The sequence below is a fragment of the Caulobacter radicis genome, from assembly GCF_003094615.1.
GTDB classification, from domain to species: Bacteria; Pseudomonadota; Alphaproteobacteria; order Caulobacterales; family Caulobacteraceae; genus Caulobacter; species Caulobacter radicis.
The window spans coordinates 1-13,246 of the sequence record NZ_QDKO01000021.1; the positions used below are offsets into that span (position 1 = coordinate 1).

Below are 13,246 nucleotides of genomic sequence, written 5' to 3' on the forward strand. Positions count from 1 at the left end.
TGGTCCTGCCCGTCCGTGGGACAGCCGGGTCCAGGGTTGAAACAGCACCCGCGCCTCCGGCCCTTCGGAATAACGACGCGGCGGAGCGGTCGACGAAGCCGAAACGCTAAAACACATCACGGTCCCCGGGCTCCGCCCGGCCGCTCCGCGCCTCCCCGACCTAACGCGTGCAAACGCGGGAGACCGCGAAGCCGCGCCTCAAGGAACCTCCCCCAGAGGGGGAGGCGATCGCGCAGCGATCGGTGGGGGGAGAAACTGCGAAACCGGCCACCCCACCGAAAGCTGAAACCGCCCCCCCCCACCGGCCTTCGGCCGCCTCCCCCAGAGGGGGAGGTTCGCCGACCAAGATCCTCCCCCTGAAGGGGGAGGTGGCCCGAAGGGCCGGAGGGGGAAGTATCTGATGAGGTCGGTGAGACCCAAACGACTACAGAACCTTCCCCCTCAGTCGGCGGAGTTTATCCTCGGGCCGGCCTTTGGCCGGACCCGGGGGCGACAGCTCCCCCTTCAGGGGGAGCATCCGGAAGGATCGCTCCGGGGGCAATCATCCGACAAACCCGCCCCGCCAAACCTGCGCCACACCGTTGTATTGCTGGCGTCGGCCGAAGCTCCGCCTCGATTGACGCTCCTCTCACGCGAGTATACTCAGACAAATAACAAGGGGCCTCCGTCGCGTCGTTTGCGCCGGAATGCGCGCCTGTCCGAGCCGGCGTCGCGCGCACGGCGAGCCAAGGGAGAAACGACGTGAATTCCAAGATGCTGAAGCACGCCCTGACGGGCGGCGTCGCCGCGGCCCTGCTGATGGCCGGCGGCGCGGTCGCCCAGACCAAGGTCAGCGGGACCCTGCGCGCCGACCAACCCGGCGCCGTCATTCAGCCGGAAGTCTACGGCCAGTTCGCCGAGCACCTGGGCCGGGGCATCTACGAAGGCGTCTGGGTCGGCGAGGACAGCAAGATCCCCAACATCAAGGGCTATCGCAAGGACGTGGTCGACGCCCTGAAGGCCCTGAAGGTGCCGGTCGTGCGCTGGCCGGGCGGCTGCTTCGCCGACGACTATCACTGGCGCGAGGGGATCGGCCCGCGCGACAAGCGCCCCGTCAAGGTCAACGTCATGTGGGGCGGCGTCGAGGAGCCCAACACCTTCGGCACCCACGAGTTCATGGACTTCGCCGAGCTGATCGGCACCAAGACCTATGTCGCCGGCAATGTCGGCACCGGCACGCCGCAGGAGATGTCGGAGTGGGTCGAGTACCTGACCTCGCCGACCAACTCGTCGATCGCCAACATGCGCCGCGCCAACGGCCGCGATAAGCCCTGGAAGGTCGACTATTTCGGCGTCGGCAACGAAAACTGGGGCTGCGGCGGCCAGATGACGGCCGAGCACTACACCAACCTCTATCGCAACTTCGCCGAGTTCGTTCGCGCCCCGCGCGGCAATCGCCCCGTGAAGGTCGCCGCCGGTCCCAACGCCGAGGACTACAACTGGACCGAGGTCCTGATGAAGGGCGCGGCCAAGAACATGAACGCGCTCAGCCTGCACTACTACGTCATCCCGACCGGCAACTGGACCAAGAAGGGCTCGGCCACCGTGTTCGACGAGCAGGGCTGGGGCGACACCATGGTCCAGGCCCTGAGGATGGAAGAGCTGGTCACCAAGCACAGCGCGGTGATGGACAAGTACGACCCCGAGAAGAAGGTCGGCCTCTATGTCGACGAATGGGGCGTCTGGTACGACGTCGAGCCGGGCACCGAGCCGGGCTTCCTCTACCAGCAGAACACCATGCGCGACGCCGTGGTGGCCGCCGCGACCCTGAACATCTTCCACAAGCACGCCGACCGGGTGCGCCTGGCCGCCATCGCCCAGATGGTCAACGTGCTGCAGGCGATGATCCTGACCGACAAGGACAAGATGGTCCTGACGCCCACCTACTGGGTGTTCGACCTCTATAAGCCCTTCCAGGGCGCGACCCTGCTGCCGGTCGAGATCGACACCCCGCAGTACGTGGTCGGCAAGTCGTCGGTCCCGGCCGTGACCGCCTCGGCGGGCAAGGGGACGGACGGCGCCGTGCACGTGGCGCTCGTGAACCTCGACCCCAACAAGTCGGCGACGGTCACCGTCAAGCTTTCGGGCTCGACCGCCAAGACCGCCAAGGGCCGGGTGCTGACGGGTCCTGAAATGGCCTCGCGCAACACGTTCGAAAAGCCCGACGCGGTCAAGCCGGCCGAGTTCAAGGGCGCGACCATCAAGGGCGACACCCTGACGGCCACCCTGCCGGCCAAGTCGGTGGTGGTGCTGGACCTGAACTGAGCCTTCAGGCCCTGAAATGACAAAGGGCGCCGGCTTCCGCCGGCGCCCTTTCTTGTTTTCTAGCTACAAATGCCGTCATCCCGGCCGAAGCGCGCAGCGCGTGGAGCCGGGACCCAGGGGCCGCCGCAATGCGGTGGCTAACGCCGGGGCGGCGGATCATGCCGCTGAGTCCGGTCCCCTGGGTCCCGGATCGGCCTGCGGCCGTCCGGGATGACGATCGGATTTACGGAAGGTTCGTCGGACCGCGCGGCTCGGCCGGCTGGACCGTAGGCGCGGGGACAGCCGGAGCCGGAACCACCGGGGCTGGGGCCGTCGGATCGGCCGGCGCCTCGCCCTCGACCGGCGGTGCTTCCGGCGGCAGCGGCAGGCCGTCCGGTCCCAGGATCGGTTCGGCCAGGCTGGCGTCCTCGGCGGCGCTGAGCGCGTCGTCCTCGGGCGGCTTGGGCGCGCCGCCGGTGGCCGACAAGGCGAAGGCCTTCCAGATCTTGGCCGGAAGGCCGCCGCCGACCACGCCGTTCATGGCGCTGTTGTCGTCGTTGCCGACCCAGACGCCGATGACGAGGTCGCCGACATAGCCGACGAAGATCGCGTCGCGATAACCCTGCGTCGTGCCGGTCTTGCCGAAGGCGCCGGGAATGGCGGCCTCGACCCCGGTGCCGCGGTGCACGGCCGACCGCAGCAGGTCGCGCATGCCGGCTAGCTCGCTTTTCGACAGGGCGCGGGCCTTCTTCGGGGCCTTCCAGTCGGCTAGGCCGTGCGGCGTCACCGGGGTCTCGCCGGCGGCGATGGCGGCGTATGCGCCGGTCAGCTGCACCAGGCTCATCGGTCCGGTGCCCAAGGCCAGGGTCAGGTCGTCGGGGATCGGCTCGGTGACGCCGAGGTCCCGGGCGGTGTCGACGATCGCCTTGCGGCCGACCTGCTGGGCCAGGCGCACGGCCGCCACGTTGGACGAGCCGGCGAAGGCGGTGATCAGCGGCACTTCGCGGCCGGCGTACTTGCCCTCGTGGTTCTTCGGGCTCCAGCCGCGCACGTCGACCGGCGCGTCGAGGATCGGCGAGGTCGGGGTCATGCCCTGGCGGATGGCGGCCAGATAGACGAACAGCTTGAAGGCGCTGCCCGGCTGGCGGCCGGCGTCGGCGCGGTTGAACTGGCTCGTCTTGTAGTCGCGGCCGCCGACCATGGCCACGACGCTGCCGTCGGTGCGCATGGCCACCAGCGCGCCCTGCGTCACGTTCAGCACCTTGCCGTCGCGGGCGATGGCGTCGTTGAGGATCTTCTCGGCCTTGGCCTGCAACTTGGCGTCCAGCGTCGTCTTGACGATGGTCTCGCCGTAGCGGGCGTCATAGGCGGCGCGGGCCTGGGGGAACACCCAGTCGGCGAAGTAGGAGCCGGTCGGCAGCTTTTCGCGTTCGGGGATCGGATGCATGTCGCGCTTGGCCCGGTCGGCCTGGGCTTGCGTGATCACTTCGGTCTCGACCATGGCGCCCAGCACCACGTCCATGCGCTCGCGGGCGCCTTCGAAGTTCTCGGTGGGGGCCAGGCGCGAGGGGGCCTTGACCATGCCGGCCAGCATGGCGGCCTGGCCGATGCTGAGCTTCTCGGGCGTGGTGTCGAAATAATGCCGGGCGGCGGCGCGCAGGCCAAAGGCGCCTTCGCCGAAATAGACCGCCGACAGATAGCGCGACAGGATCTCCTCCTTGGAGAGCCGCGCTTCCAGCCACAGGGCGATCAGGGCTTCCTGGGCCTTGCGGCGAAGATTGCGGTCGCTGCTCAGGAAGGCGTTCTTGGCCAGTTGCTGGGTGATGGTCGAGCCGCCCTCGGAGACGCCGCCGGCCTTGGCGTTCGCGCCCAGGGCCCGGGCGATGGCCTTCGGGTCGATGCCCATGTGCGAATAGAAGCGGCGGTCCTCGATGGCGATGAAGGCGCCCGGCACATAGGCCGGCAGCTTGGCGGCCTCGATCGGGGCCTCCTTGTAGGAGCCGCGGCGGGCGATCGGCGTGCCGTCCGAGGCCAGCAGCACCATGGTCGGATTATTGGCCGGCTCCAGCGCCCGGCCCAGCGGCAGCGACCACAGGAGCCAGGTGACGACCGCCACGATGGCCAGCACCACGACGCCGGCGCCGATCTGCCAGGGGCGCTGCTTCCAGATCGGAACCCGCCTGGGCTTTACCGGCTCGTCGGCCGTGCTCGCCGGCGTCTCGGGCGCGGCCTCGACCACGGCGTCCGGGGCCTTGTCTTCGGCGTCGTCGGGACCGGTTTGCGGAGCGGCGGGATCGGACATGCGCGATGGGACTCGAAAAGGACGCCGAGGGAGACGAGGCGCGTCAATACCACAGGCGAAGCGACCGCCCAGCCCACAAGCTCTATTTGGGGAAACGCCGGTTCAGGCCGGAGCGCTCCGCCGCTTTTCGAGCAGCAGCAGCGTCAGGGCGGCCAGGAAGCCGAACGCCAGAAGCAGCGCAGACAACTGGTGGGCCTTGTCCCATTCCAGGCTCTCGACCAGGCGATAGATCTCGATCGACAGCACCTGGGTCTCGCCGGGAATGCCGCCGCCCAGCATCATCACCACCCCGAACTCGCCGATGGTGTGGGCGAAGGCCAGGAGGGCGGCCACCGCGTAGCCGGGCAGGGCCAGCGGCAGGGCCACGCGGGCGAAGATGTCGGCCTTGCCCGCGCCGAGGGTCGCGGCGACCTCCAGCGGCTCGTCGCCGATGGCCAGGAAGGCGTTGCGCAGCGGCTGCACGGCGAAGGGCAGGGAATAGACCAGCGAGCCGATCACCAGGCCCTCGAAGGTGAAGGCCAGGGTGCGGATGCCTAGCGGCTTCAGCGCCGCCATCAGCGGACTTTCGGGACCGAGCGCGATCAGCAGGTAGAAGCCCAGCACCGTCGGCGGCAGCACGATCGGCAGGGCGACCAGCGCGCCGACGACCGGCTTGATGGGCGAGCGCCCCCGCGCCAGCCACCAGGCCAGCGGCGTGGCCAGCAGCAGCAGCAGGACGGTGGTCACCGTCGCCAGCTTCAGGGTCAGCCAGACGGCCTCGACCATGGCGGTCAGCGCACCTCGTAGCCGTAGCGGCGGATGATCGCCTTGGCCTCGCGGCCCTTCAGGAAGACCAGGAAGGCCTTGGCCGCGTCGCTGTTCGCACCGGTCTTCAGCAGCACGGCCTGCTGGTCGATAGGCGTGTGATAGGTCTTGGGCACGACCCAGCGCGAACCGCCCTTGTCGTCGACGACCTGCGACAGGGCCACGAAGCCCAGCTCGGCGGCGCCGGTCTGGACGTACTGGTAGGCCTGGGTGATCGACGAGCCGGTGACGATCCTGGGCTTGAGGCTGTCATGGAGCTTCAGCCTGGTCAGGGTCTCGACCGCCGCCAGGCCATAGGGCGCGGCCTTGGGATCGGCGATCGACAGCTTCTCGAACCTGCCTTTGGCCAGCACCCCGCCTTGGCCGTCGACCAGGCCCGGCGTCTTGCTCCAGAGGACGAGCCGCCCGGTGGCGTAGGTAAAGCGCGAGCCGAGCACGGCCAGGCCGTCGGCCTCGGCCTTCTGCGGTCGCTCGACGTCGGCCGACAGGAACACCTCGTAAGGCGCGCCATTGGCGATCTGGGCGTAGAACTGGCCCGACGAGCCGAAGCTCAAGGTCGCCTTGTGTCCCGTGGCTTTCTCGAACTGGGCGGCGATGGCCTTGGCCGGCTCGGTGAAATTGGCGGCCACGGCGACCTTGGTCTCGCCCGCGAAGGCGGCGCCGGCGACCATCGACAGCGCCGTGGCGAGGGCGGCGGCGATCAGGGGGCGGCGGGCGAAGGACATCGGCGGCTCGTATCAGACGGATATGTATGGCGAGTACATAACGAGCTTTGGGGTGCTGTCAGGCTGTTTTTTCGGCGCTGGTCGGGCGACAAGCGGTCGAACGGAGTCGGAAGGAACAGCGATGAGCGGAGCGGGCGATCTCAGCGCGAGCCTGATCCTGCGGCGCGGGGCCCTGGCGCGTGTCGGCCTCGAACGCGTCGCCCTTGTCGAAGCCGTGGCCGAGCTCGGCTCGATCAGCGCCGCCGCCAAGCGGCTGGACCTGTCCTACAAGGGCGCCTGGGACGCTGTGCAGGCGCTCAACAACCTGTTCGACGCGCCGTTGATCGCCGCCGGCGCAGGCGGTCGTTCGGGCGGCGGCGCGCAGGTCACGTCGCGCGGTCATGCCGTCGTGCGCGCCTTCCGCGACATGGAGCGCGAGGTCGGGGCGGCGCTGGCGCGGCTGGAGGCGGGTCTGGCGTCCGAGGTCGGCGAGGACCTGTTCTGGAGCCTTGGTCTGCGCACCAGCGCCCGCAACGCCCTGCGCGGCACGGTGGCGGTCCTCAGCCCGTCTGGCGTGACGGTCGAGGTGCGACTGGCGCTCGGCGACGGGCTCTCGATTGTATCGGTGATCACCCGCCGCAGCGCCGAAGAACTTGGCCTGGCCGTCGGCCGTCCAGCGGTGGCCCTGATCAAGTCGAGCTTCGTACGCCTGGCGGCCGACGCGCCGGCCGGCGCCGCCGACAATGTCCTGGCCGGGGAGGTGCTCGACCGCGAGGATGGCGAGGCCGCCAGCGAGGTGGTGGTCGCCCTGGCCGAGGGCAAGACCCTGGTCGCCACGGTCCCCAGTACGCTGGCCGCGGGCTTGGCCCCGGGCGTGGCCATCCACGCCATGATCGCCCCCTCCGACGTCATCCTGGCTGTCGATTAGCGGGGCGCCACGCTAGGTCGCAGGGCCGAAGGCGTCCACGTGCTCTAGCAATATGCAGCGGCGCCCGCGGATTGAGCGGAACCGTGTTCGAGCGTGACCATGGCCGCAAAACGCTCCCCCGGGGCGTCCATGGTCCTTAGGGCGTTGGGCATGCGCGTTCTCGTCATTGATCCGGATCCGGCCCGGGCCGCCCTGGTGGCGGAAGGGCTCGAGGGCGTGCATCCGCTGGAGGTCCGCCGCTCGGCCCGTTTCGACGAGCGCGAGGCTGTCGAGTTCGCGCCCGACGTCGTCGTCATCGCCGCCGAAAGCCCCGATCGCGACACCCTGGAAAGCCTGCGCGAGGCCAGCCAGTCCAATCCGCGCCCTGTCGTGATGTTCGTCGACCGCTCCGAGCCGGGCCTGGCCGAGCAGGCCGTGCGCGCCGGCGTCGCCGCCTACGTGGTCGACGGTCTGGCGCCGGCCCGCGTCCGTCCGATTCTCGACGTGGCCATGAGCCGCTTCGCCCTGACCCAGCAGTTGCGGGGCGACCTGGCCAAGGTGAAGGCCGACCTGGAGGCTCGCAAGACGGTCGAGCGCGCCAAGGGTCTCCTGATGAAGGAGCGCGGCCTCGACGAGGACGGCGCCTATCGTCTGCTGCGCAAGCTGGCAATGGACCGGGGCAAGCCGATCGGGGCGGTGGCCGCCGACCTGCTGGCCTTTGCGGGGGTGCTGAAGGGAGACGCCTCGTGAGCGGCCTGGCCGACCTGAAGCTGGGCTTCATCCCGCTGACCGATTGCGCGCCGCTGGTCGTCGCCAAGTCCATGGGCTTCTTCGCCGAAGAGGGTCTCGACGTGTCGCTGAGCCGCGAGGCCTCGTGGGCGACGATCCGCGACAAGGTCGCCGTCGGGGCGCTCGATGGCGCACACATGCTGGCGCCCATGGCCCTGGCGGCCGCGGCCGGGGCCTCGGGCGGCCTGACGCTGGACGTCGGCCCGTCGCTGATCGCGCCCATGGCCCTGAACCGCAACGGCAGCGCGATCACGGTTTCGAAAGCGCTGGCCGAAGCGATGCGCGCCGCCGATCCGCAGGCCATGGCCGAGCAGCCGGTCTCGGCGCGGGCCCTCGCCAGGATCATCGCCGAGCGGACGGGGCAGGGCGCCGCGCCGCTGACCTTCGCCGTCGTCTTCCCATACTCGATGCACAATTACGAACTGCGCTACTGGCTGGCGCAGGCCGGGATCGACCCCGACCGCGACGTGCGCCTCGTGGTCACGCCGCCGCCGCGCATGGTCGAACAGATGCGGGCCGGCGAGATCGACGGCTTCTGCGTCGGCGCGCCCTGGAACGCCGTGGCCGAGCGCGAGGGGCTGGGCGAGATCGTCATCGCCGCCTCGACCTTCTGGCCGGGCGGTCCCGACAAGGTGTTCGGCGTCACCGAAGCCTGGGCCCATCACTATCCCGACGAACTGCGGGCCGCCTTGCGGGCCCTGATCCGCGCCTCGGCCTGGGCCGACGATGCGGGCAACCGCGACGACCTGATCGCCCTGCTGGCGCGGCCAGAGCACGTGGGTGTCGCGCCCGAGGCCCTGGCCCGCGCCCTGACCGACGAGATCGTCTTCCATCGCGACGGCGCCGGCGTGCCGCGGCGCGAGCACGCCCTGTGGTTCCTGTCGCAGATGGTGCGCTGGGGGCAGGTTTCGGCCGGGGCGGATCTCGAGGCCGCCGCCGATGCGGTCTATCGCCCGGACATGTTCCGCACCGCCGCGCTGTCGGCAGGGCCGATGCTCGATCCCGCCCAGGTCTTCGCCGACGCGCCGGGAGATCTTGCGCCGCTGTTCGCCGGTCCTGACTTTGATTCCGAGCGGGCCGGGCCTTATGCCGCTGCGTTCTCGATCGGCCGCGCGCGGGCCTGACCGGTCTTCAGGCCGCACTGCGACTTCGCATCTGCACAATTGAAGGGCGCCGCTGGCGCCTTTTTGCTGAGCATTCGTACTGTGCAAGCGTTGTGCGGGGGCGTGCTCCATACAGTCCGTGACATCCGTCCCCGGACCGATGTTCAGTGACGTCAAGCCTTCGGACAACGGCGTCCGTGGCTGCCAGAGACGACCGCTCGGATGCGGTCACCCGACGAGGCGACGACGCCTCGCTCTCGCAGACACGCAACACTCCGAGGCGCATCATGATTTCTCGTGACTTCCTCAAGGCCGGCCATACGCCGACCCTGTTCGCCGCGTTCCTCTATTTCGACCTGTCGTTCATGGTCTGGGTGATCCTGGGCCCGCTGGGCGTGGCCATCGCCAAGGACTTCGGCCTCGACCCCGCCCAGAAGGGCCTGATGGTCGCCATCCCCGTCCTCGCCGGCGCCCTGCTGCGGTTGGTCAACGGCATTCTGGTCGACCGCATCGGCCCCAAGAAGACCGGCATGATCGGCCAACTGATCGTGCTGGCGGGCCTGGCCGTGGCCTGGGCCCTCGGGGTTCACAACTACCACCAGATCCTGGCGCTGGGCGTCGTGCTCGGCGTGGCCGGCGCCTCGTTCGCCGTCGCCCTGCCGCTGGCCTCGCGCTGGTATCCGCAGGAGCACCAGGGGCTGGCTCTGGGCATCGCCGGCGCCGGCAATTCGGGCACCGCCCTGGCCGCCCTGTTCGCGCCGATGCTGGCCAAGACCTTCGGCTGGCAGAACGTCATCGGCCTGGCCGCCATCCCTCTCGCAGTGGCGTTCGTCGTCTACATGCTGCTGGCCAAGGACGCCCCCGAGCAGCCCGCGCCCAAGAAGCTGGCCGAGTATCTCGACGTGCTGAAGGTTCCGGACGCCTGGTGGCTGATGCTGCTGTACGGCGTGACCTTCGGCGGCTTCGTGGGCCTGGCTTCGTCGCTGACCATCTATTTCAACGCCGAATACGGCCTGGATCCGGTGATCGCCGGCTTCTTCACCGCCGCCTGCGTCTTCGCCGGCTCGTTCATCCGTCCGGTCGGCGGCGCCCTGGCCGACCGTCACGGCGGCGTGCGCACCCTCAGCATCGTCTACGCCCTGGCGGCGCTGGGCCTGGGTGTCGCCAGCTTCAAGCTGCCCTCGCACTGGATCGCCCTGGCGGTGCTGATGTTCTCGATGCTGGCCCTGGGCGCGGGCAATGGCGCGGTGTTCCAGCTGGCCCCGCAGCGCTTCCGCAAGGAGATCGGCGTCATGACCGGCCTGATCGGCATGACCGGCGGCATCGGCGGATTCTACCTGGCCTCGACCCTCGGCCTCGCCAAGAAACTGACCGGCGACTACCAGATCGGCTTCCTCGGCTTCGCGGCCCTGGCGCTGTTCGCGCTGCTGGCCTTGCACGGCCTGAAGGCCCGCTGGCGCGCCGTCTGGCCGACCCTGCACGGCGACGCCGCACCGGTCCGCGTCTGATTTCCCTCTCTCCGCAACGAGCTAGAACCATGACCAAGGAAAAGCTGGTCGTCATCGGCAACGGCATGGCCGGTTGCCGGGCGGTCGAGGAGATCCTCAAGCGCGATCCCGAGCGCTACGAGATCGCCATCTTCGGCGCCGAGCCGCGCGTCAACTACAACCGCATCATGCTCTCGCCGGTGCTGGCGGGCGAAAAGACCTTCGATGACATCGTCATCAACGACGAGGCCTGGTACCGCGACAACGGCATCACGCTGCACGCCGGCCGCTGGGTCACGGGTGTCGACCTGGAGGCCCGCAAGGTGATCGCCGAGGGCGGTCTGGAGGTCGCCTACGACAAGCTGATCCTGGCCACTGGCTCGGATCCGTTCCGTCTGCCGCTGCCGGGCGCGGATCTGTCGGGCGTGGTCACCTTCCGCGACCTCGACGACGTCGACGCCATGATCGCGGCCTCGGGCAAGCCGGGCGCCCGCGCCGTGGTCATCGGCGGCGGCCTGCTGGGTCTGGAAGCCGCCTACGGCCTGGCCCGTCGCGGCATGGGCGCCACCGTCGTCCACCTGATGGACGTGCTGATGGAGCGCCAGCTCGACGAAAGCGCCGGCTATCTGTTGCGCGAGGCCCTGCTTGAGCGCGGCGTCGAGACCGTGCTCGGCGCGCACTCCGAAGCCATCGTCGGCGAGGACGGGAAGGTCACGGGTCTGAAGCTGAAGGACGGCCGGACCCTGCCTTGCGACATCCTGGTCATGGCTGTCGGCATCCGCCCGAACGCTACCCTGGCCAAGGCCAGCGGCCTGCAGGTCAATCGCGGCATCATCGTCGACGACGCCATGCGGACTTCCGATCCCGCGGTGTTCTCGGTCGGCGAGTGCGTCGAGCACCGCGGCAACTGCTACGGCCTGGTGGCTCCCATCTGGGACATGTGCCGGGCTCTTGCCGAGGAACTGACCGACGGCGAAGGCGCCTATCAGGGCTCGGTCCTGTCGACCCGCCTGAAGGTCTCGGGCGTTGACGTGTTCTCGGCCGGCAAGTTCGCCGGCGGCGAGGGCTGCGAGGACATCGTGTTCCGCGACGCGGCCCGCGGCGTCTACAAGCGCGTGGTCATCGAGGACGGCCGGGTCGCCGGCGCGGTGCTGTTCGGCGATGCGGCCGATGGCGGCTGGTACTTCGACCTGATGAAGGCCGGGACCGACGTCGCCGAGATCCGCGACACCATCATCTTCGGCCAGGCGATCACGGAGGGGCTGTCCGGCCTGGACCCTAGCGCGGCCGTTGCGGCCATGCCCGACACGCAGGAAATCTGCGGCTGCAACGGCGTCTGCAAGGGTGCGATCACGTCCGCGATCACCGCCCAGGGCCTGACCACCCTGGACGACGTGCGCGCCGTCACCAAGGCTTCGGCCTCGTGCGGCTCGTGCACGCCGCTGGTCGAGCAGGTGATCCGGGCCACGCTCGGCGACGGCTTCAAGGCCCAGACAGGCCCCAAGCCGATGTGCAAGTGCACCTCGCACCCGCACGGCGCGGTGCGCGAGGCGATCCTGGCCCAGGACCTGAAGTCCATGCCGGCGGTCATGCAGGCCATGGAATGGACCACGCCCGACGGCTGCGCCTCGTGCCGTCCGGCGCTCAACTACTACCTGCTGTGCGCCTGGCCCGGCGAGTATGTCGACGACAGCCAGTCGCGCTTCATCAACGAACGCGTCCACGCCAACATCCAGAAGGACGGCACCTACAGCGTCGTTCCGCGGATGTGGGGCGGCATGACCACGCCCGACGAGCTGCGCGCCATCGCCGACGTCGCCGACAAGTACGCCATCCCGGCGGTGAAGGTGACCGGCGGCCAGCGCATCGACCTGCTGGGCGTCCAGAAGGACGACCTGCCTGCAGTGTGGGCCGACCTCAACGCCGCGGGCATGGTCAGTGGCCACGCCTACGCCAAGGGCCTGCGCACGGTGAAGACCTGCGTCGGCTCGGAATGGTGCCGGTTCGGCACCCAGGACTCCACGGGCCTGGGCATCAAGCTCGAGAAGTTCATGTGGGGCTCGTGGGCGCCGGCCAAGGTCAAGCTGGCCGTCTCGGGTTGCCCCCGCAACTGCGCGGAATCGACCTGCAAGGACATCGGCGTGATCTGTGTTGACAGCGGCTACGAGATCCATGTCGGCGGCGCCGCCGGCCTGCACATCCAGGGCACGCAGCTGCTGACCAAGGTCGCCACCGAAGAGGAGGCGATCCAGCTGATCTCGGCGGTCATGCAGATGTACCGCGAGGGCGGCTGGTACCTGGAGCGGATCTACAAGTGGATGGCCCGCATCGGCCTGGAGACGATCCACGCGGCCACCGTCGAGGACCTGGACAACCGCGCGGCGCTCTTCGCCCGCTTCGTGAAGTCGCAGGAGACCGCCCAGGTCGATCCGTGGGCCGAGCGCGCCAGCAAGGGCGTCGAGGCCGGTGAATTTGCGCCGATGGCGACGCTTCCGATGGGGATGGCTGCGGAATGACGATCCAGACTTTCGACATCGATCCCGCCTGGCATGACGTCGGCGCCGTCACCGACATCCCCGAGCGCGGTGCGCGTCGGGTGGCGACGGCGCAGGGCGACGTGGCGGTGTTCCGCACGAGCGACGGCCAGGTCTTCGCTCTGGTCGACCGCTGCCCGCACAAGCACGGCCCGCTGAGCCAGGGCATCGTCCACGGCCACGGCGTGACCTGCCCGCTGCACAGTTGGGTCATCGACCTGAAGACCGGCCACCCCACCGGCGCCGACGCCGGCAAGGGCTGCACGCCGGTGGTGCCGGTGAGGGTGCAGGACGGCCGCGTCCTGCTGGCCCAGCCGGTGATGGCGGGCTGAC

General features: G+C 69.5%; 10 protein-coding genes. 7 read left to right on the forward strand and 3 right to left on the reverse strand.

From position 1 onward, the window contains the following. Positions 1 to 753: 753 nt before the first annotated feature. Positions 754 to 2,304: an alpha-N-arabinofuranosidase gene (locus tag DDF62_RS13065; RefSeq protein ID WP_116489661.1), complete on the forward strand. Its 1,551-nt coding sequence runs from the start codon at positions 754 to 756 to the stop codon at positions 2,302 to 2,304. A gap of 223 nt (positions 2,305 to 2,527) precedes the next feature. Here DDF62_RS13065 and DDF62_RS13070 read toward each other — a convergent pair whose 3' ends face one another. The 3 genes from DDF62_RS13070 to modA all read right to left on the reverse strand — a co-directional run bounded on the left by DDF62_RS13070 (position 2,528) and on the right by modA (position 6,114). Beyond that, positions 2,528 to 4,585 carry a transglycosylase domain-containing protein gene (locus DDF62_RS13070; protein WP_116489515.1) on the reverse strand — a complete coding sequence of 686 codons (2,058 nt, stop codon included), beginning with the start codon at positions 4,583 to 4,585 and terminating at the stop codon, positions 2,528 to 2,530. A gap of 102 nt (positions 4,586 to 4,687) precedes the next feature. Beyond that, positions 4,688 to 5,350 (reverse strand): molybdate ABC transporter permease subunit, encoded by a 663-nt coding sequence (modB, locus tag DDF62_RS13075; protein ID WP_116489516.1) that lies wholly within the window; start codon positions 5,348 to 5,350, stop codon positions 4,688 to 4,690. A 5-nt stretch (positions 5,351 to 5,355) separates the two neighbouring features. Continuing rightward, positions 5,356 to 6,114, reverse strand: a complete 759-nt coding sequence (gene modA, locus DDF62_RS13080; protein WP_116489517.1) for a molybdate ABC transporter substrate-binding protein — start codon at positions 6,112 to 6,114, stop codon at positions 5,356 to 5,358. A gap of 121 nt (positions 6,115 to 6,235) precedes the next feature. On the opposite strand from modA, the gene DDF62_RS13085 reads away from it, so the two are divergent. From DDF62_RS13085 to nirD, 6 genes are all read left to right on the forward strand, one after another. Further along, a complete protein-coding gene (locus DDF62_RS13085) occupies positions 6,236 to 7,021 on the forward strand; it encodes a TOBE domain-containing protein (RefSeq protein ID WP_116489518.1) in 786 nt (261 codons plus the stop codon). Positions 7,022 to 7,171: 150 nt separating this feature from the next. Next, positions 7,172 to 7,750: an ANTAR domain-containing response regulator gene (locus DDF62_RS13090; RefSeq protein ID WP_116489519.1), complete on the forward strand. Its 579-nt coding sequence runs from the start codon at positions 7,172 to 7,174 to the stop codon at positions 7,748 to 7,750. Continuing rightward, entirely contained in the window at positions 7,747 to 8,913 is a 1,167-nt protein-coding gene (locus DDF62_RS13095; protein WP_116489520.1) for a CmpA/NrtA family ABC transporter substrate-binding protein, read from the forward strand. The genes DDF62_RS13090 and DDF62_RS13095 overlap by 4 nt, the downstream gene beginning before the upstream one ends. A gap of 266 nt (positions 8,914 to 9,179) precedes the next feature. After that, the gene (locus DDF62_RS13100) at positions 9,180 to 10,400 is read left to right on the forward strand and encodes a nitrate/nitrite transporter (RefSeq protein WP_116489521.1); all 1,221 of its coding nucleotides are present in this window, start codon (positions 9,180 to 9,182) and stop codon (positions 10,398 to 10,400) included. Positions 10,401 to 10,429: 29 nt separating this feature from the next. Then, positions 10,430 to 12,895 (forward strand): nitrite reductase large subunit NirB, encoded by a 2,466-nt coding sequence (nirB, locus tag DDF62_RS13105; protein ID WP_116489522.1) that lies wholly within the window; start codon positions 10,430 to 10,432, stop codon positions 12,893 to 12,895. Then, on the forward strand, positions 12,892 to 13,245 hold the full coding sequence (nirD, locus tag DDF62_RS13110; RefSeq protein WP_116489523.1) for a nitrite reductase small subunit NirD: 354 nt from the start codon (positions 12,892 to 12,894) through the stop codon (positions 13,243 to 13,245). Before nirB ends, nirD begins: the two co-directional genes overlap by 4 nt. The last annotated feature ends 1 nt before the right edge of the window (position 13,246 follow it).